The sequence below is a fragment of the Vibrio sp. 1167 genome (genome assembly GCF_033340375.1).
In the GTDB taxonomy this organism is placed as follows: domain Bacteria; phylum Pseudomonadota; class Gammaproteobacteria; order Enterobacterales; family Vibrionaceae; genus Vibrio; species Vibrio alginolyticus.
In genome coordinates this window covers 220,858-244,066 of sequence record NZ_JAWOWK010000001.1, presented here as the reverse complement: position 1 = coordinate 244,066, position 23,209 = coordinate 220,858, and the positions used below count along the sequence as shown (strand labels likewise).

Here is a 23,209-nt window from a genome sequence, read left to right as displayed (position 1 = left end):
CCATCACCTCTCATCGAATGCGTCTTCGATAGCCGACATAACCGGCTTCGCTGCGTATTCGATAACCCGGCGTGAACCTGTTTTCACGTCTGCGGTAAACTCCATATAAGGGGACAGCTTGTATTGTGTGCCTCCGCGCTCTAGATAGTTTTGACTGATTTGGATTTCCGCGAGGTAGAATTCAGCGTCTTCTTCTTCATAAGAAGAACGGCTGATCGATGCAATTCGACCTTCCAAAAATCCGTATTTGGCAAAGTTGTAGGTATCCATCTTCACTTTGACCGCTTGTCCGATTTCTACAAAACCCATGTCTTTACGCGGGATCTTCGCCTCTCCATGAAGGGCGTTATTGATCGGTGCAATGTCCGCGATGCTTTCACCTGGCGGTATCACAGCGGAGCGGAAGTTGAAGTGCACTTTATCTACTACACCGTCAATAGGGGCGTAAACCACGAGGCGATCCACTTTATCTGAGTGTTGAGGACGTAATATACGTTTCAACTTTAAGTCCTTGTTTGCTTGAATGATTTGTGCTTGATACTCGGCATTACGATTCTCCACCAAGTCTCGGTACTGCTTCTCTAGTTTGTCGAGTTGGAAGCGCTCATTCATGACCGACTCATCGAGATTTTCAATCTCACGCACCATGTTTGACTCTTGAACCTGCATATTCAGAACATCGACATAAGATGCCATTTCTTCTTTGTACAAGGTGTTCTTGATATTGAGCTGCTTGCGAATCAAAGAAAGTTGATTCTCGGAGCTTTTACGGCGCTTGAGCATTGAATCAATAAGCGAATTCTTATGTTGGATATCGTGAGTGATCAACTCTTCATTGGAACGGTTTTTAGAAAATTCTTGCTGCCAGGTATTCATGTTGACTTGCACTAATTCTGGGTACTTTTCGATGTAGGCAGAAAAATCGGGTTCCACCATATCGCGCAGGCTTTCGTAACGAATCTTGTCTAGCTCAAGCTGAATGATCTCTGTGTTTACCGTATCAAGTTGAGTGTTTCTATCCAGAGAGCGAAGGCGTGCAATAGGCTGACCTTCGTAAACTACTTCGCCTTTGCGCACTAGCATTTCTTCTAGAATACCGCCTTCAAGGTGTTGCACTTTTTCGATGTCAGATTCGAGCAATAGCTCACCGCGCACCGACACCACAATGTCGATACGAGCCTGAGATGCCACGGCGATAGCCACCATGGAAAGCAAAAAGATAACCAGCAAGGTTTTGTGTACGCTGGTCATTGCACTGGCTAGCACGATTGTATCGTCTGTTGTTACCTTCGAAGCTTCGTTGTTCGAAACGAGCGCCTTTTTGAGGTGATGTTCTATTTGCTTATTGCTCATGAGCCACCCCTACGATTCACTACCTGTGCGGCTATCGATTGAATTTTCGATTTTTAACAGCTGGCTAATTTGTTTGTTTACGTTGTTAAGCTCGGTTTTAACATCCTCGATCAATTCATTAGGAGCAGGGAAATGGTGTTTGTTTAAGTGTTCAAGCTTTGCCAATTTTGGTGGTAAGTCGTCATCACATAACAAGACGAGAATGGTCTTTAGTCTTTTTGAATAACATCTGAGTGCTTCAAAACGGTTTTGTTTATGCAGCATCTCAATATCAATCCCTGCGTCACTGAAATCTTGGTAAAAATCGCCTAATAGCAATTGCAGCCCTTTATGGCTGTTGTCGACTGAGCGCAACAGATTTGTCATATTTATCATTATCCCACCGCACTAATTGCTTTAATGACAACAAGTAAGGATCTTTATACTGGGTTTTCAAATTTTTTTGTTTTTATGGAACTCGAAAGGTATGAAAAAAGTTGTATAAAAAAGTTGGTTTCTAAAAATGGTGTCCTTTACTGCCTCTAAATACGATCAGTTAGCTAAAAGCAACGGAGGCTGTAATGGCAGGCGACACTAATCAAGAAAAAGACAATGAAAAGCTTAACGATGCGGTAGAGCAAACAGAAACGAAGGATACGGGGACAAAAGAAGAAAAACAGCAGTCGACCGTCTCTTCGACTGTAGCGACCGGTGCTGAAAGTGCAGATGCTGTTGATGAAGCCAATCGTGCGATGGAAGAAAATCCTAGTGGCGCGGGTACGGAAGAAGAAGCAGTGAGCTCGGGTGGCGCAGTTCAAGAAGAGGATACTGAAAGTAGCAGCGACTCTGACGCTGCACAATCCAATGTTGTTGATAGTGTAGCTTCTAGCGGAGAATCAGGTGACGAGGCTCTGGGCAGCGGTGGTTCGGATTCTGGGGCGGGTGCCCAAGCGGTCGGTGGTGGTGATGCCTCTGGCTCTGAAGGTGGTTCGGACGCAGAAGGCAATGAAGCGCAAGGACAAGCGGTACAAACTTCATCTGCGCCAAGTGCTTCTTCAGACTCTGAAGGTTCTCAAGGTGGTGACGAGCTAGATTCAGAAACCACTGAAGAGAGCTTCGCGGTGGATGTACAAGACACCAGCGAAGAAACTACGACGCAAGTAGAAGACGATTTCGACTCCGAAACTACGAGCGAAACGTTCCAGATTAAAGTCGAAGGTGAAAATGACGCGCCAGAAGTAGGGCAAGATCTGGCATACATCATGGATGAAGATGGCACTATTACCTTCACTCAAGAACAACTTCTCGGATACGCGAGTGATGTTGATGGCGATGATCTTGCCGCATTCAACGTGCAAGTGGGTGCTAATGCATCGGTTGTGGATAATGGTGATGGCACTTATACCGTCACACCTGATACTGATTTTAATGGTGAACTCGGCTTAACGTTTGATATCAGTGATGGTCAAGAAACCATTTCTAGCTCGATTGATTTAACTGTTCGTCCAATCAATGACGCACCAGTGCCTGAAGATAAAACCTTTGAGGTGGAAGAAGACGGCACCCTGATCTTCACCGATGCTGACCTGCTTGCTGGCGCTACCGATATTGAAGGCGATAACCTAACCGTTGAAGGCGTGAGTTACGATGGTGGCGACGGCATCCTGACCGACAACGGCAATGGGACTTATACTTTTGCGCCAAATGAAAACTTCAATGGTGATGTGAACTTCAGCTTTGATGTGTCCGACGGCACAGATACGGTTTCTGCCAACATTGATGTCAGTGTTACGCCTGTCGATGATGCGCCAGTGTCGGGCAATCTTGCTTACTCGGTGGATGAAGATGGCTCGATTCGTTTGAGCCAAGAGCAGTTGTTGTCGCAAGCTTCCGATGTGGAAGGCGATGCACTGACGGCATCTAATCTTTCGGTAGATGGCAATGCGACGGTGACTCAAAATGACGATGGTAGCTTCACCATCACGCCGGACGCAGATTTCAACGGTGATATCGACATCAGCTTCGATATCTCAGATGGCACGAACACCGTTCAAGCAACCGCTGATCTAACCGTTAACCCAATCAACGATTTGCCGGTTCCTCAAGACCAGCAGTTCAACGTGGAAGAAGATGGCACGCTGATCTTTACGGACGCTGACCTGCTTACTGGCGCAACGGATATTGAAGGCGATAACCTAACAGTTGAAGGTGTGATCTACGATGGTGGCGACGGCATCCTGACCGACAACGGTAATGGGACTTACACTTTTGCGCCAAATGAAAACTTCAATGGTGATGTGAACTTCAGCTTTGATGTGTCCGATGGCACAGATACGGTTTCTGCTAACATTGATGTAAGCGTCACGCCTGTCGATGATGCGCCAGTGTCTGGCAATCTTGCTTACTCAGTGGATGAAGATGGCTCGATTCGTCTGAGCCAAGAGCAGTTGTTGTCGCAAGCTTCTGATGTGGAAGGCGATGCACTGACGGCTACTAACCTTTCGGTAGATGGCAACGCGACGGTGACTCAAAATGACGATGGTAGCTTCACCATCACGCCGAACGCAGATTTCAACGGTGATATCGACATTAGCTTTGATATCTCAGATGGTACGAATACCGTTCAAGCAACCGCTGACCTAACCGTTAATCCAATCAACGATCTGCCTGTTCCTCAAGACCAACAATTCAGTGTGGAAGAGGACGGCACACTGCAATTTACTGATGCGGATCTGCTTGCTGGTGCGACCGACATTGAAGGCGATGACCTTTCTGTAACGGGAATCAGCTATGAAGGCACCGACGGCGTTCTAACTGACAATGGCGATGGCACGTATAGCTTTGCGCCAAATGAGAACTTCAATGGCGATGTAAACTTCAGCTTCGACGTATCTGATGGCACAGATACGGTTTCAGCGAATGTAGATGTGAGTGTCACGCCGGTGAATGATCCTCCGGTGGCTGGTTCAACGTCTTACACGGTTCACGAAGACAACTCTATTACCATTTCTGACGCGCAACTGTTGGCAAATTCTTCGGATTTAGAAGGGGATGTCTCGATTGATAGCGTGAGCTACTCTGGCAGCGATGGTGTGTTGCAAATCAATGGTGACGGTACGTACACCTTCTCTCCAAATGAAAACTTTAATGGTGAAGTGACGCTTGATGTTGTCGTCGCTGATGAAGAAGGCGCAACGGATGCCACCACTGCTGGCATTACGGTGCTGGAAGTGAACGATCCACCAGTCGCAGGACCAACTTCTTACACCATTGATGAAGATTCAGTTCTGACGTTTAGTGAGTCGCAAGTGCTGTTGAATGCCTCTGATGTGGAAGGCGATGTAGAGCTTGTTGGCATTAGTTACGATGGTCCGGATGGCATTTTCACCGTTAACGATGATGGAACGTGCAGCTTCGCGCCAAACGAGAACTTTAACGGACAAGTTCAGCTTGATGTCACCATTCGAGATGAAGATGGAGCAGAAGTTGATACCGTCATCAATGTGAATGTATTGCCAATCAATGATGCGCCAGTATCGGGTGATTTGGCTTACAGTGTTGATGAAGACGGTGCGATTACACTCAGCCAAGAGCAGCTTCTTTCTCAAGCGTCTGATATTGAAGGCGATGACCTGACTGCTAGCGATTTGACTGTCGATGGAAACGCAACCGTTACAGCGAACGATGATGGCAGCTTCACGATTACACCAGATGCGGACTTTAATGGTGACATTGATATCCAATTCAACATTACAGATGGCACAGACACTATCCAAGCAACGGCGGATCTAACGGTTAATCCAGTTAACGATCTTCCTGTCCCTCAAGACCAGCAGTTCAGTGTTGAAGAAGACGGCACGCTTCAGTTTACCGACGCAGACCTACTTGCTGGCGCGACCGATATCGATGGCGATAACTTAACGGTTGACGGCATTAGCTATACAGGCAGCGATGGTGTGCTGACTGACCACGGTGATGGTACTTACACCTTTGCACCAAATGAAAACTTCAACGGTGATGTCAGCTTTAGCTTTGGTGTTTCTGACGGCACTGAGACCGTACCAGCAAATGTGGACGTGAGCGTCACTCCAGTGAACGATCCTCCGGTTGCGGGTTCTACGTCTTACACGGTTGATGAAGACAACGCAATTACCATTTCTGACGAGCAGCTTCTGGCTAACTCTTCGGATGTGGAAGGCGCAGTGTCCATCGATAGCGTGACCTATTCAGGCACCGATGGCGTATTCCAAGACAACGGTGACGGCACTTATACCTTCATGCCGAATGAGAACTTCAGCGGTGATATCAGCCTTGATGTGATTGTTGCGGATGAGCAAGGTGCGATTGACGAAACGACCGCAGGCATTACCGTCATTGAAGTGAATGACCCTCCAGTTGCCGGTCCAACGTCTTACACGATTGATGAAGATTCAGTTCTGACATTCAGTGAGTCACAAATTCTTGCCAACGCATCTGATATCGAGGGCGATGTAGAGCTTGTTGGTATCAGCTATGAAGGCTCGGATGGTATCTTTACCGTTAATGGCGATGGTACTTGTAGCTTTGCGCCAAACGAGAACTTCAATGGCCAAGTTCAGTTGGATGTGACCATTCAAGATGAGAATGGGGCAACCGTTGATACGCACATCAATGTCGATGTATTACCAATCAACGATCCACCAGTATCGGGCGATTTGGCTTACACCATCAACGAAGACAGCTCAATTACGCTAAGCCAAGAGCAGTTGCTTGCCAAAGCGGGCGATATTGATAGCGAGAACCTTGAAGCCATCAATCTATCGACAGATGACAACGCGACAATTCAATACAACGATGATGGCAGTTACACCATCACACCGGATGAAAACTACAACGGCGACCTAGATCTGACCTTCGATATCATTGATAACGATGGCGGCTCGGTACAAGTTGGTCTGGATATTACGGTTAATCCTGTGAATGACTTGCCACAAGCGCAAGATCAACAGTTCACGATAGAAGAAGATGGCACCTTGCTGTTCACGGATGCAGACCTATTGGAAGGTGCATCGGATATTGATGGCGATGATCTGTCTATCGAAAACGTTCTCTACACAGGTGCGGATGGTGTACTTACCGACAATGGCGATGGTACTTACAGCTTTGCGCCGAATGAGAACTTCAACGGTGACGTCCAGTTCACATTCGATGTGTCTGACGGCACAGGTTCAACACCTGCATTCATTGATGTCAGCGTGACACCAGTGAACGATCCACCGGTTGCAGGTTCAACGTCGTACACGGTTCAAGAAGATGGTCAAATTACCATTAGTGACGAGCAGTTGTTAGCCAACTCTTCTGATGTGGAAGGCGATGTAGCCTTGGCGAATGTTAGCTACTCTGGTAACGACGGCAGCTTCGTGGACAACGGCGACGGCACATATACTTTCACACCAAATGAGAACTTTGACGGTAACATTTCGCTCGACGTTACGGTCATCGACCAAGATGGTGCAACGGATACGACAACCGCAGGCATCGATGTTATCGCGGTGAATGACGCACCTGAAACGTCAGGCATTCAAGCGGAGGTGGATGAAGATAACGCCATCACCATTACACAAGAACAGTTGCTTGCGAATGCGACAGATATTGAAGGTGATGTCCTTGTTGCCAGCAATCTACAAACCAATGACCCAGATGCGACGATCGTAGCCAACGATGATGGTTCATTCACGATTACACATACGGAAAACTTTAACGGTGAGTTGGACTTCACTTATAACATCAGCGATGGCGAAAATGATGTTCTGACCACGTTGGATCTGACCGTTAATCCTGTCAACGATGCGCCAGAAGCGGGCGACGAGATCTTTATTCAAGCAGAAGAAGACCAAACAGTGGGTGTTTCTCTGCGTGAAGAGCCTGCGTTACGTCTCGACCAAGCCCCTGAAAACGGCATCATTGAAGCAAATCTAAATGACGAATGGGTACAGCTAGAAGTCGGGCAGGAGGTGCCTGCAGACACGGAAGTGCGCTTCATTCCAAACGATGATGCATTGGCGAACGGTACGCATACGAGTAAAATTGGTACCTTTGATGACAACGCTAGCCTCGATGATTGGGGGACTGCTGTTGACCCTTACACACGTGAGTTTGTTGATGGTGATTTGAAAGTTACCGTTCAAAGTAATGACGACCCACTCGGTGCGTGGAATGGTAAAACACACATCGGTCACGGTATTGGCGATACTGACCGCCAAGGCTTGAGCGGTGATGAAAAACTGACTGTGACCGTTGAAGGCCAAGACATCAACGAAATCAGCTTCCACCTAGATGGTCTAGGCGGCTGGTTTATGGAAGAGTCTCGCCACTTTACGGAAGTCGAAATTCGCGCCTTTAACTCTGATGGTGACTTGATCGACTCGATGACTTACCACAAAGAAGATCGTGGTAGCTATGAGACGGATTACACCCTAACGGTGAACGAACCGGTATCTTACTTTGAGCTAGGTACGATTCAAGGTAACGGTACTTACGTGGTTCAAAACATGACGGTTTCGCAAACTTGTCATGATGAAGCGGTGTTCACATCTATTGGCGTGGACGGCACGGAAATCACGGAAACGGTAGAACTGAATATCCGTGAAGGTGACAGTGAAATCGAACTGACGGCTGATCTGCCAAATGTGACCATCGATACCGAAGGTTCTACGCAGTTTGCCTCTGTGGTTATCACTGAAGAGCAGCTTCTCGCACAAGCGAGTGATATCGATAGTGACGTTCTTGATATTCAAAACCTAGAGCTGGTGGGGGATAACGCGGAGCACGCTACGTTAACCGACAACGGCGATGGTACATGGACAGTCACACCGGATGAGAACTTCTATGGTGAGATTGAGCTTGGTTACCAAGTTACGGATGGTGAACTCACCGACGACAACATCATCAACATCAACTTCGAAGCAGTAAATGATGCGCCAATTGTTTCTGGTCCGATTGTGTTGTCGACAGATGAGGATGTGGGCATTACGTTTAGCGCGGACGATCTGCTTGCGAATACAAGTGATGTGGAAGGCGATGCACTGTCTATCTCTGATATCTCTTACAGCGGTGATAACGGTGAGCTCGTCGACAATGGCGACGGCACTTACACCTTTATGCCGAATGAAAACTTCAATGGTGAAGTCGACATCGATTACAAAGTCTTCGATGGTACCGATGAAGTCGATACCCATCTAGATCTGACCGTTATTCCGGTCAACGATGTGCCAGTTCCTGGTGCACCGCTGCATACTCAAATGCTAGAAAACGGCACCATCATCATCGAAGCAAAAGACCTGTTATCAGGTGCGACCGATGTGGATGGCGACATTCTGCATATCGAGAATCTGCTGCTTGTTGACCAGTCACAAGGTACGTTGACAGACAACGGCGACAACACCTTTACCTTCGAGCCTACTTCGAACTTCTATGGTGAAGTGAACTTGACCTTCGATATCAGCGATGGTCAAGCAAGTGCACCAAGCACAGCGAAGATCGATGTTGAGATCGTCAACGAAGGTCCAGAGGTTAGCGGTCCAGTTGATGCGGTCGTCGATGAAGATGGCTCAATTACCATCACTCAAGAAGAATTATTAGCGAACGCGATCGACGTGGATGGTGACAACCTTGAAGCGGTGAACCTGTCGACCAACGATCCTAATGCAACCATCGTTGAGAACGCTGATGGTAGCTTTACGATTACACCGAGCGAAAACTTCTTTGGTGAAATCGAATTTACTTATGACGTAACTGACGCGATTGAAACCGTCGCTGCGGATCTAAACCTCACCGTTAACCCAGTGAACGACCTGCCAGATGTGCCTGATTTGTCCTTCACCACAGAAGACGGTGAAGCGATCACTATTACTGAAGCAGAGCTGCTGGCTCAAGCGACGGACATCGAAGGCGATGACCTGTCTGTTGTTAACGTGACGAGTTTAAGCGACACGGTTCAAGTGACAGACAATGGCGATGGCACTTACACATTAACGCCAGAGCAGGGCTTCTTTGGTAATGTTGACCTCACGTTTGATGTGAGCGATGGCACCGATGTGGTGGCGGCAAACATCGACTTGAAAGTTGAGTTCGTCAACGACGCACCAGAAGCAGCGCCAATCGTGGCAGACGTGGACGAGGATGGAGCTATCCTCGTGACACAAGAAATGCTGCTTGAAAACGCCAGCGATCAAGATGGTGATGACCTGTACGCAACGGCATTAGAAACCAATGATCCTAATGCCTCTATCGTGGATAACGGTGACGGCACCTTCACGGTGACACCGTCGGAAAACTTCAATGGTGACATTGCATTCACTTATGAAGTGAGTGACGGTGAACTAAGTGTTGCTAATGAAATGACATTGACGGTGAATCCAGTCAATGACATTCCAATTGTTGCGCCTGGCATGTACCACATTGAAGAGGATGGCAGCATCCTGTTCACGCAAGAAGATCTGCTAAGTGGTGCGATTGATATTGATGGTGATGACCGCACTGTTACCAGCATTAATTACTCGGGTGATGAAGGTACTGTAACGGACAACGGTGACGGTACATTTAGCTTCGTACCAGAAGAGCACTTCAGTGGTGACTTGCAGTTCAGCTTTACGGTTTCTGACGGTACGGATGAAGTTGAGCAAGACATTAATGTCCATATCGAAGCCGTGGCAGATGCGCCAGACCTAGTCATCACTGATGGCGATGGTCGAAACGTGGATGATCAAGCAATCTTGGTTGAGCCAGGCGGTATTGTTGAAGTGAACATCGCCGCTGCATTGGTTGACCAAGACTTGTCAGAAACGCTGACGGTGACCGTGGATGGTGTCCCAGAAGGTTCGGTGATCAGCTACGACAACGAAGGGGTACTTAACGATCAAGACAACGGTATCACCAGTTTTAACGATACTGAAATCACGGTTACCTTTGAAGGTGAAACCGCGGGTTACCAAAACGCAGCTGGCTATTACAAAGTTGATGAAGACGGCAATATCACGGGCGTTGAAGTGGTGTACGAAAACGCCTCTCAAGTTGGCGGAGGCGGTGAACTCATTCCGGGACAAGATCAGTTCAGCTTCCAAATCTCGGAAGGGGAAAGCTTCAACCTATTCTTGATTCCTAACGGTCATAACTTCAATGACTTTGCGTCCATGCAAGATGGTCAGTATGAGTTCCGTGCGGCAGATGGCTCTCCTGCGAACATGGATACGGTCGACCCACAACTCGTGTTTGTGGGTGCTGATGGTTCTGAAACCGTGATTCAAAGCCAATTTGGTGATGCAGTCTTCCATGGCGGCACAAGCTCAGAGCTCAACCAAGATGGCATTGAACATACTCGAACTACTGTGAACGAAGACGGTGAACTGGTTTACGGCTTTGAAGATCTCTACGGTGGCGGCGATGCCGATTATAGTGACTTCAACTTCACCATTGATGTAGGTGAAGTGAACAGCCAGATCTACAGCGGTGAAGTAACAGTCGGTCCAGATGGTTCTGTAACGCTTCCAACCACAGCAATTGAACAAGAGCTACAGATTCAATTGCCAGAAGACTTTAACCAACAGCTAGAAATCAATGTAACGGCAACGGCGACAGAGCTATCAAATAATGATTCTGAAACCGTTTCTCAAACCATCTACGTCAATGCAACGGGTGCTCACATTGAACATACGCCTGAAGCATTGCCTGTTTCTGCTGTGGTTGAAGAAGATGGTTCAATCCTAATCACGCAAGAAGATTTGCTCGCTAATGCGCGTGACTTGGATGGAGACCAACTGACAGCACTGAACTTGGCAACGGATGATGAAAACATCACCATCACAGACAATGGTGACGGTACTTACACCTTAACACCAGATGCGGACTTTAATGGTGATATCACCTTTACGTTCGATGTGTCTGACGGCGATGATGTTGTCTCAACCAACCTTGAGTTATTGGTGTCACCAGTTAACGATGCGCCTGAACCACAAGATCAAGCGCTCACCATTGGTGAAGATGGTGTGCTGACCTTTACTGATGCGGATCTCCTAACAGGCGCTACCGATATTGAAGGGGATGACTTATCTGTTGAGGGCGTCACTTACACAGGCGCAGACGGTGTTCTTACTGACAATGGTGATGGCACCTACAGCTTCGCACCAAACGAGAACTTCAATGGCGACGTGAATTTCACTTTCGATGTTTCCGATGGCACGGATACCGTGACGGCAAATATCGATGTAACAGTGACGCCAGAGAACGATCCACCGGTTGCAGGCAGCACGGCTTACACCGTTCATGAAGACAATTCGATTACCATTAGTAACGAACAGCTGTTGGCTAACTCGTCTGATATAGAAGGCGAAGTGGCGATTGATAGCGTGAGCTACAGCGGTAACGATGGCGTGCTGGAAATCAACGGTGATGGTACGTACACCTTCTCACCAAACGAAAATTTCAGCGGCGAGGTGAGCCTAGATGTTGTCGTGGTAGATGAAGACGGTGCGACGGACTCAACCACCGCTGGCATTACTGTTCTTGAGGTAAATGACCCACCAATCGCAGGTCCTACCGCATACACTATCGATGAAGACCAAGTTCTAACCTTCAGTGAATCGCAAGTGCTACTGAATGCTTCGGATGTTGAAGGGGATGTTGAGCTAGTAGGCATCAGCTACGACGGTCCAGATGGCATCTTCTCAGTAAACGGTGATGGTACTTGTAGCTTTGCACCGAATGAAAACTTCAACGGTCAAGTACAGTTGGATGTGACCATTCGCGATGAAGATGGCGCAGAGGTTGATACTTACATCACAGTCGATGTCTTACCAATCAATGATGCACCTGTATCTGGTAACTTGGCGTACAGCGTTGATGAAGACAATTCAATTACGCTAAGCCAAGAGCAGCTACTTGCTCAAGCATCGGATGTAGAAGGTGATGCGCTGACTGCGTCTAACCTAGTGGTTGACGGTGATGCAACGGTTACGGCAAACGACGATGGTAGCTTCACTATCACGCCAGATGCGAACTTCAATGGCGACATTGATATCACGTTCGATATCAACGACGGCAGCGACACTATTGTTGCAACGGCGGACCTAACCGTTAACCCAGTTAATGACTTGCCGCAGCCGGAAGATCAAGCGTTCACCATTGGTGAAGATGGTGTGTTGACCTTCACTGTTCAAGACCTGTTGGATGGTGCAACGGACATCGATGGCGATGATCTATCGGTAGAAGGTGTCACTTACACAGGCGCGGACGGTGTCCTAACTGACAATGGCGATGGTACATATAGCTTCGCACCGAATGAGAACTTCAATGGTGATGTGAACTTCACCTTCGATGTTTCCGATGGCACGGACACCGTGACTGCGAATATCGATGTGACAGTCACACCAGAGAACGATCCACCAGTGGCAGGTAGCACATCTTACACAGTGCATGAAGACAACTCGATCACCATCAGTAACGAACAGCTGTTGGCTAACTCGTCTGATATAGAAGGCGAAGTGGCGATTGATAGCGTGAGCTACAGCGGTAACGATGGTGTGTTAGAAATCAACGGTGATGGTACTTACATCTTCTCACCAAACGAAAATTTCAGCGGCGAGGTGAGCCTAGATGTTGTCGTTGTCGATGAAGAGGGTGCAACGGACTCTACCACTGCTGGCATTACTGTGATTGAGGTAAATGACCCACCAATCGCAGGTCCTACTGCATACACTATCGATGAAGACCAAGTTCTGACCTTTAGTGAGTCGCAAGTGCTACTGAATGCTTCGGATGTTGAAGGGGATGTCGAGCTAGTAGGCATCAGCTACGACGGTCCAGATGGCATCTTCTCAGTAAATGGCGATGGCACATGTAGCTTTGCACCGAATGAAAACTTCAACGGTCAAGTGCAGTTGGATGTAACCATTCGCGATGAAGACGGCGCAGAGGTCGATACTTACATCACGGTCGATGTCTTACCAATCAATGATGCACCAGTTTCGGGCAACTTGGCTTACAGTGTTGATGAAGACAATTCAATTACGCTTAGCCAAGAGCAGCTTCTTGCTCAAGCATCGGATGTAGAAGGGGACGCGCTAACCGCCACTAACCTAGTGGTTGACGGTGATGCAACGGTTACGGCAAACGATGATGGCAGCTTTACCATTACACCTGATGCGAACTTTAATGGTGACATTGATATCACGTTCGACATCAACGACGGCACAGACACTATTGTTGCAACGGCTGACCTGACAGTTAATCCAGTTAACGACCTACCACAGCCAGAAGATCAAGCGTTCACCATTGGTGAAGATGGCGTCTTGTTGTTCACTGATGAAGATCTGCTTGATGGCGCAACAGATATCGATGGCGATGACCTATCGGTAGAAGGCGTGAGTTACACAGGTGCTGATGGTGTCCTAACCGACAATGGTGATGGCACTTACAGCTTCGCACCGAATGAGAACTTCAATGGCGACGTGAACTTTACCTTCGATGTTTCCGATGGCACGGATACCGTGACGGCGAATATCGACGTAAGCGTGACGCCAGAGAACGATCCACCGGTAGCAGGCAGCACGTCTTACACGGTGCATGAAGACAATTCGATCACCATCAGTAACGAGCAGTTATTGGCTAACTCATCTGACGTCGAAGGCGAAGTCGCGATTGATCGTGTCGGCTACAGCGGCGCAGATGGCGTGTTCCAAGACAATGGTGACGGCACTTACACCTTCTCGCCAAACGAGAACTTCAATGGTGAAGTGAGCCTTGACGTTGTGGTTGTCGATGAAGACGGTGCGACGGATTCAACCACCGCAGGTATTACGGTACTTGAGGTGAACGATCCACCAATCGCAGGCGCGACCAGCTACTCCGTTAATGAAGACGAAGTCATCACCATTAGCTCTGAGCAGCTATTGGCGAATGCTTCTGACGTTGAAGGTGAGGTGGCGATTGATAGCGTAAGCTACAGCGGCTCCGACGGTATCTTTACTGACAATGGCGACGGTACATTCAGCTTCGCACCAAACGAAAACTTCAACGGTGATGTCAGCCTAGATGTTGTCGTGACCGATGAAGATGGTGCAACTGCGACAACCAATGCAAACATTGATGTATTGCCAGTCAACGATGCTCCAGTATCAGGTGATTTGGCTTACAGCGTGGATGAAGATGGTTCTATCACCCTCAGCCAAGAGCAGCTTCTTGCACAAGCGGGCGATGTGGATGGTGATGATCTAACTGCATCAAACTTGACTGTTGATGGCAATGCGACTGTTGTTGCGAACGACGATGGTAGCTTCACTATCACACCGGATGCAGACTTCAATGGCGACATTGATCTGAGCTTCAACATTACGGACGGTGATGCAACCATTCAAGCCACTGCCGATCTGACTGTAAACCCAGTGAACGACCTACCAACGGTTGGTCAGCCACAGTTTGTTACGCAAGAAGACACCAGCTTCACCTTTACCGAAGAGCAACTGCTGCAAAATGCAGGTGATATCGATGGTGATAACTTAACGGTTGAAAACGTTGCCTCTGACAGCGGTACCTTGGTTGATAACGGTGACGGCACTTACACCTTCGCACCAAACGAAAACTTCGACGGCAACGTGAACGTGACGTTTGATGTCAACGATGGCACCGCAACCGTACCAGCAGAAGCGAACATTGATGTTCAATCTGTGGTTGATATGCCAGAGCTGTCGATTGCTTCAGACTTGGTGATTGCCTCTGATAACTTCGAGTCTGGCTCGAATGGTTGGAACGCAAACACAGAAAGTTCACAAGGCTTCGAAACGGGCGACATGTTGGGTCGTATTGGTGGCACTGGCGGTGATGAAGCGGTCAGCAAAACCTACGAGATCCCAAGCGATGTCAACGAAGTGAATATCTCGTTTAGCTTCTACGAAATCGATTCTTGGGATGGCGAGTCGTTCCAAATCTTTGTCGGTGGTGAACAGCTAACCACCTTGGAGAACTCCGCGTTCCGTACTCAAGATGGTACGACAACGCTTTACGACTCTGACGGTAATGAAGTGGGTGAAGTGATTCACGGAGCCTCTCAACGTGAAGGCTTCAGTGGTTGGAATGACCAAGCTCACCAAGTTAACTTAACCGTTCCGGTGGAAGACGGTCAGCTTCAGTTAGGCTTTGGTTCTACGCTAAACCAAAGTATTCCTGACGAGTCATTCGGCATCGACAACATCGAAATCACGGTAGCGGACGCGGATTACCAAATCATTGGTACCGAAGATACGCCAGTGCCGCTTGATATCGATGCCGCATTGACCGATACCGATGGTTCAGAAAACCTCGCTATCTTGATTGAGGATGTGCCAGAAGGTAGCGCACTATCAGCAGGTGTTGATAATGGCGACGGCACTTGGTCACTACAACCAGGCGAGCTAGAAGGACTAGAGTTTATTCCTTCTGCGGACTTCAATGGCGATGTGACGCTAACCGTGAATGCAACCTCTACGGATGTAGATACCGGAACCACGGCGACAGCGACGCAAGATGTGACGATTCATATCTCGCCAACCAATGATGCACCAGAAGTGACGGGTGATATCAGCGCAGTCACTGCCGAAGACAATAGCATTACGCTAACTCAAGAGCAGTTACTGGAGCACGCTGTTGATATCGATGGCGATGACTTAAGTGCAATCAACCTGAGCACCAATGATGAAAATGCAACGGTTGAAATGAACGAGGATGGCAGCTTCACCATTACCCCGAGCGAGAACTTCTACGGTGATATCGAATTCACCTACGATGTGACTGACGGAGAAGAAGTGGTTGCGGCTGGTCTCGACTTAACAGTAACACCAGTCAATGACGCGCCAGAGCCACAAGATCAAGCGTTCACCGTGGGTGAGGACGGTCTTCTTACCTTCACCGATGCTGACCTGTTAACAGGCGCGACGGATGTAGAAGGTGACAACCTAACTGTTGAAGGCGTGACTTACACAGGTGCCGATGGTGTTCTTACTGACAATGGTGACGGCACTTACAGCTTCGCACCGAATGAGAACTTCAATGGCGATGTGAACTTCACTTTCGATGTGTCAGACGGTACGGATACGACCTCTGCCAACATTGATGTGAGTGTGACGCCAGAGAACGATCCTCCGGTTGCGGGCAGCACGTCTTACACAGTACATGAAGATAACTCGATCACCATCAGTGACGAGCAACTACTGGCTAATTCGTCTGATATCGAGGGTGATGTTGCGATCAGCAGCGTGAGTTACAGCGGTAACGACGGTGTGCTAGAAATTAATGGCGATGGTACTTACACCTTCTCTCCAAACGAAAACTTTACAGGCGATGTTAGCCTTGATGTTGTCGTGGTTGACGAGGACGGCGCGGTTGATACAACAACAGCGGGTATTACCGTTCTTGAGGTGAACGATCCACCAATCGCAGGCACAACCAGTTACACCATTGATGAAGATGAAGTCATCACCATCAGTGCAGAACAGTTGTTGGCAAACTCTTCCGATATTGAAGGTGAGGTAGCACTAGATAGCGTGAGCTACAGTGGCAGCGAAGGTATCTTTACCGACAATGGTGATGGTACGTTCAGCTTTGCACCAAACCAAAACTTCAATGGTGAAGTGAATCTTGATGTTGTAGTCGTGGACGAAGATGGTGCGACCGCTTCGACGACGGCAAACATTGATGTTCTGCCAATCAATGATGCTCCAGTATCGGGTGACTTGGCTTACAGTGTCGATGAAGACAACTCAATCACGCTAAGCCAAGAACAATTGTTGGCACAAGCAACGGATGTAGAAGGTGATGCACTAACTGCATCTAACCTAGTGGTTGACGGTGATGCAACGGTTACGGCTAATGACGATGGCAGCTTTACCATTACGCCTGACGCGAACTTCAATGGCGACATTGATATCACGTTCGATATCAACGATGGCACCGATACTATCGTTGCAACGGCTGACCTAACGGTTAACCCAGTTAATGACTTACCGCAGCCGGAAGATCAAGCGTTCACCATTGGTGAAGATGGCGTGTTGACCTTCACTGATCAAGACCTGCTTGATGGTGCAACCGATATCGATGGCGATGACCTATCGGTAGAAGGTGTCACATACACTGGCGCGGACGGTGTCCTAACTGACAATGGCGATGGTACGTATAGCTTCGCTCCAAACGAAAACTTCAATGGCGACGTAAACTTTACCTTCGATGTTTCCGATGGCACGGATACCGTGACCGCGAATATCGATGTGAGTGTGACGCCAGAGAACGATCCACCGGTGGCAGGCAGCACGTCTTACACAGTGCATGAAGATAACTCGATCACCATCAGTGACGAGCAACTACTGGCTAATTCGTCTGATATCGAGGGTGATGTTGCGATCAGCAGCGTGAGTTACAGCGGTAACGACGGTGTGCTAGAAATTAATGGCGATGGTACTTACACCTTCTCTCCAAACGAAAACTTTACAGGCGATGTTAGCCTTGATGTTGTCGTGGTTGACGAGGACGGCGCGGTTGATACAACAACAGCGGGTATTACCGTTCTTGAGGTGAACGATCCACCAATCGCAGGCACAACCAGTTACACCATTGATGAAGATGAAGTCATCACCATCAGTGCAGAACAGTTGTTGGCAAACTCTTCCGATATTGAAGGTGAGGTAGCACTAGATAGCGTGAGCTACAGTGGCAGCGAAGGTATCTTTACCGACAATGGTGATGGTACGTTCAGCTTTGCACCAAACCAAAACTTCAATGGTGAAGTGAATCTTGATGTTGTAGTCGTGGACGAAGATGGTGCGACCGCTTCGACGACGGCAAACATTGATGTTCTGCCAATCAATGATGCTCCAGTATCGGGTGACTTGGCTTACAGTGTCGACGAAGACAACTCAATCACGCTAAGCCAAGAACAATTGTTGGCACAAGCAACGGATGTAGAAGGTGATGCACTAACCGCTTCCAACCTAGTGGTTGACGGTGATGCGACGGTTACGGCTAATGACGATGGTAGCTTTACTATCACGCCTGACGCGAACTTCAATGGCGACATTGATATCACGTTCGATATCAATGATGGCAGCGATACTATCGTTGCAACGGCTGACCTAACGGTTAACCCAGTCAATGACTTGCCGCAGCCGGAAGATCAAGCGTTCACCATTGGTGAAGATGGCGTGTTGACCTTCACTGACCAGGATCTGCTTGATGGCGCAACGGATATCGATGGTGATGACCTATCGGTAGAAGGTGTCAATTACACTGGTGCCGATGGTGTCCTAACCGATAACGGTGATGGTACCTACAGCTTTGCTCCAAACGAGAACTTCAATGGTGATGTGAACTTTACCTTCGATGTTTCTGATGGCACGGATACCGTGACCGCAAATATCGACGTAAGCGTGACGCCAGAGAACGATCCACCGGTTGCAGGCAGCACGTCTTACACGGTGCATGAAGACAATTCGATCACCATTAGTGACGAGCAGTTATTGGCTAACTCATCTGACGTCGAAGGCGAAGTCGCGATTGATAGTGTCAGCTACAGCGGCGCAGATGGCGTGTTCCAAGACAATGGTGATGGTACGTACACCTTCTCTCCAAACGAGAACTTCAATGGCGAGGTCAGCCTAGACGTTGTAGTTGTCGATGAAGAGGGTGCGACAGACTCAACCACTGCGGGTATCACAGTACTTGAGGTGAACGATCCACCAATCGCAGGTGCGACAAGTTACTCTGTTAATGAAGACGAAGTCATTATCTTCACGAAAGAGCAACTGCTAGCGCAATCAAGCGATGTGGAAGGTGACGTGAGCCTAGAAAGCGTCTCTTACAGTGGTAGCGACGGTATTCTAACGGCGAATGACGATGGCACTTACAGCTTCGCGCCAAATGAAAACTTCAACGGTGGCGTAAGTCTTGACGTAGTAGTGGCTGATGAAGACGGTGCAACTGCGACAACCAACGCGAACATTGATGTATTGCCAGTCAACGATGCTCCGGTATCTGGCGATTTGGCTTACAGCGTCGATGAAGACGGTTCAATCACATTGAGTCAAGAGCAGTTACTGGCTCAAGCGGGTGACGTCGACAGCGATAATCTAGAAGCGGTGAACTTAACCGCGGTAGCCAATGCAACCGTTGTTGAGAACCAAGATGGTAGCTTTACGATTACGCCTGACGCGAACTTCAATGGCGATATCGACCTAAGTTTCGACTTGATTGATAACGATGGTGCGAGCGTGGAAGTGGGCGTCGACCTAACGGTGAACCCAATTAACGATGCGCCGCAATCAACGCCAGTGAATATTGCTGGCACCGAAGATACCACCATTCTAATCACGCAGGACATGTTGCTTGCTAACGCAACAGACATCGACAACACCTACGACGAACTGTCTGCTGTCGACCTAGTGATTGATGAGCAATACGGTGACTTGCTAGACAACGGTGATGGCACTTGGTCATTCACTCCGGCAGAGAACTTCAATGGTGATGTGCCAATGTCGTTCGGTGTCAGCGATGGTGATTTAGTGACGCCAGTTGAAGGCAATCTAAACATCGAAGCGGTTAACGATGCACCAGAAGCACCAACCATCCAGATGCAGGGCGAAGAAGATGTGGTCATGGTGATTGACCCAGCTTACATCGCTGATCAAGTTACGGATCTTGATGGTGACGAAATCAGCGTAGAAAGCATCACGGTTCGTGCTCCTGCAAATGCGACATTAACCCAGCAACCAGATGGTATGTACCACTTGGTGACCACTCAAGACTTCAATGGTTTGGTGGAACTGGGCTACACCGCGACGGATGGTGAAGAAGTGGTTGAAGGCTCGTTGAATGTGGATGTCATTCCAGTCAACGATGCTCCATTCAATGTGGGTAATGCCTTTATGGCAACCGACGAGGATGGCGCATTCACCTTCGACGCTGGCGACCTGATGAACTTGTTCGGCGATATCGACACTGAAAACCTAGTCGTATCACGCATTATCACCGCAGAAGGTGAAGATGGTGGTGAGGTAACGGACAACGGTGACGGTACTTGGACATTCACACCGACTGGCGATTTTGCAGGGGTTTCTGACTTGCAAGTTGTGGTAAGTGACGGTGAGTTTGAAACAGTACTTGATGTACCAGTGTTTGTTCGCCCTGTTGCGGATGGTGCGGTCATTACAACCGACCATGATGGTCCGTTAGTCTTCGGTGAGGACGAAACAGGTCACCTAGGCTTGAATGTCGGTCTAATCGACGATTCAGAAACGCTAAGTAACCTAGTGATGACTGGTTTCCCTGTTGGCTTCGAAGTTACGGATGGTGTGAACACCATTACCATTACGGAACCGGGTCAATACATCGATTTGAACGAGTGGGATATTTCAGACCTGCAAATGACGCCTCCGGCTGACTTTAATGGCGAGTTCTTCGTAACCGTGACCGCAACAACGGTGGATTACGGTGACGAGCCAGAAGAGTTCGAAGATGGCATCGATTCAGGTGACTTCGAAACCCTAGCGGGTGAGCCAGTTATCCTAACCGCTGATGACCTAATCGGATTGGCAGAAAACGTAGACGCTGACGCGGGTGATGAAGTGAAATTCGTTCACCTAGCTGATCGCAGCCAAGGTGAGATTGTCGATAACGGTGATGGCACATGGACATTCAATCCAGCACCGGGCTTTACTGGTGAAGCGGATATCGCTTATGTGATTGATAAAGACGGTGTGCTTCATGATGAGCAAACAGGCGTGGTCGTGAAAGAAGACGCACCACAAGAGAATGCTTCTCCAGAAATCGACAGCATTTCTACCACAGAAATGGCAGCGGATGGCACCTTGTCGTTCACCAATGACGACATGCTATCGACATTGAGCGATGCAGAAGGCGACAGCTTGAGCATTGAATCAGTGAGCCTAATGGAAGGTCAAGGTGTGATAGAGACCGATAACCAAGGTAACTACCAATTCACACCAGCAGAAGGCTACACCGGAGATGTTCAAGTTGGCTTTATTGCAACTGACGGTGAAAATCGCATTGAGAGCTTCTTCAATGTCGACATCCAAGGTGAAGGTGAAACCACAACCAGTGAAGGCTACGCACTGGCTGATGATGGTTCACTAACACTAACGGAAGCGCAGTTGATTGATGAGCTTGGCATTAGCCCTTCTGCAGAAGTGTTGGATGTCGCCGATGCAAACGATGCTGGTTTCTTTGCGAAATCAGGTGATGAAGAGTGGACATACTGGCCGAACGATGACTTCGATGGCAATTTGGCTATGGATGTTCAGGTCAACGACAATGGTGAAGTATCGACTCAGAATCTGAGCATCCAAGTTGCGGACGATTCAGCGCAAAGCGACGAGCCACAAATCCAAACTGCTCAAGCATCAGCAGAGCAGCAAGTTGGCGAAGCGCAACAGCCTGAAGAGCAAGCAGCAAACGGTGCAGACAGTGAAGAGGAGAGCGCAGCTGATGTGACTGCAGCACCAGGCGATACCATTTCTATCTCGGTTCCAGATGAGGTCAGTGGTAACGAATCGGTGGATTATGCAGAAATGTCCGGTCTACCTGATGGTGCATCAGTAAGCAACGCACTGGATAATGGCGATGGCAGCTTCACATTAAGTGGCAACCTGAACCAACCAGTATCGGTTGACCTACCAGAAGGTTACGAAGGTACGAGCGAAATCCAATTCCAAGGTTACGACGAATTGGGCAGCGCGGTAGAAGGTGCGAGTGGCACAGTTGAAGTTGAAGTCGATGATCAATACACCATGCAAGGTTCTGCTCAAGATCAGCAACCAGACATGGCGGGTATGGAATCTGGCGGCAGCGACTGGACAAGTGCAGGAGGTCAAGATCAAGGTGTTGACTTCACGGATGACTCTGGCAGCTTCGACTCGGATACTCAAACGGGTACTGACCAAGGCAACGATTTCGATCAAAGCTCAATGTAACCAGTCCTAGACGAGGGCAGTGTCATTGCTGCCCAAACCAAAGCCATGCAGAGTCTACTTTGCATGGCTTTTTTGTTGGTCTTCTTTCTATGAGCTGTAGAAAAAAACTTGGAAATTGAAAAAAGTATTCTTAGCTAGTTTATACCCAAGTAACCTCGAGATGTTAGGTTCAGCGAGAATGGCTTGGTTTGTAGACGCGGCGGCGATTTAAAGGTCTAGTGGGTCTAAATCAAGAATCGACAACAAAGTATACAAACCAAGACAGCTCGCCCTTCGGGAGCGTGTCATTGACTCGGTTTCTGTGTCAAACAACTTGGAAAGAGCTGACTATTACGCTGCGTTGTTTTCCTTGACCCCGAATCAATGGCAACGCTCTGAATCCTGCATCTTGAAGTCACTTGGGTATAAGAGTCATTTACAAGGAGGAGCGACATGTACCGTTATGTCAGTTCGCCAAAAGCATCGAAGTACATAGTGCCACCACCACAGCATCGAGAGTTGTCGAGTATCGATGTGCCGGAGTCAGAACTAGAAATGCGTGAAATTCTGAACAATTGGTTTGCCGATGGATTGGCGCCCATCATTGAAAATGAGGATAATGACATCTCTGCTAATGAGCAACAGCGCTTTGAGCAGCTCAGCCGCACGGTGGGCGTGCTATTGCGTAATAAAGATTACTACTTTGCCACCAAGCGGATTCTTTCATTGTGGGAGCAAGACTGCTTAGAAACGACTTACGTTAATTATCTGATTTTACGTAGTGAGCGCATACCATACTTCGAATAAGCCCTATTTATAGGCTTAAAATAGTGGTTTACATGGTTTTCTTAGTAACTTTTGACACCTGTATTTAACATTTTTGTAAACATCGTTATATTTAAGGCTCATCGTTGTCA

General features: G+C 48.3%; 4 protein-coding genes. 2 read left to right on the top strand and 2 right to left on the bottom strand.

Annotated features, from left to right (window positions below; genetic code table 11):
• Positions 1 to 3: 3 nt before the first annotated feature.
• Positions 4 to 1,353: an HlyD family type I secretion periplasmic adaptor subunit gene (locus R7Z78_RS01040; RefSeq protein WP_005375593.1), complete on the bottom strand. Its 1,350-nt coding sequence runs from the start codon at positions 1,351 to 1,353 to the stop codon at positions 4 to 6.
• 9 nt (positions 1,354 to 1,362) lie between these two features.
• On the bottom strand, positions 1,363 to 1,731 hold the full coding sequence (locus tag R7Z78_RS01035) for a hypothetical protein (protein ID WP_031777210.1): 369 nt from the start codon (positions 1,729 to 1,731) through the stop codon (positions 1,363 to 1,365).
• Positions 1,732 to 1,913: 182 nt separating this feature from the next.
• Here R7Z78_RS01035 and R7Z78_RS01030 point away from each other — a divergent pair, with 182 nt between their 5' ends.
• Positions 1,914 to 22,313, top strand: a complete 20,400-nt coding sequence (locus R7Z78_RS01030; RefSeq protein ID WP_169644565.1) for a tandem-95 repeat protein — start codon at positions 1,914 to 1,916, stop codon at positions 22,311 to 22,313.
• Positions 22,314 to 22,745: 432 nt separating this feature from the next.
• Positions 22,746 to 23,099 (top strand): hypothetical protein, encoded by a 354-nt coding sequence (locus R7Z78_RS01025; RefSeq protein WP_033906832.1) that lies wholly within the window; start codon positions 22,746 to 22,748, stop codon positions 23,097 to 23,099.
• Positions 23,100 to 23,209: the final 110 nt, after the last annotated feature.

What these genes read in the sequence shown, in the direction of transcription:
- R7Z78_RS01025 (WP_033906832.1), top strand. Translation starts at nt 22,746, where the DNA reads ATGTACCGTTATGTCAGTTCGCCAAAAGCATCGAAGTACATAGTGCCA.
- R7Z78_RS01030 (WP_169644565.1), top strand. Translation starts at nt 1,914, where the DNA reads ATGGCAGGCGACACTAATCAAGAAAAAGACAATGAAAAGCTTAACGAT.
- R7Z78_RS01040 (WP_005375593.1), bottom strand. Translation starts at nt 1,353, where the DNA reads ATGAGCAATAAGCAAATAGAACATCACCTCAAAAAGGCGCTCGTTTCG.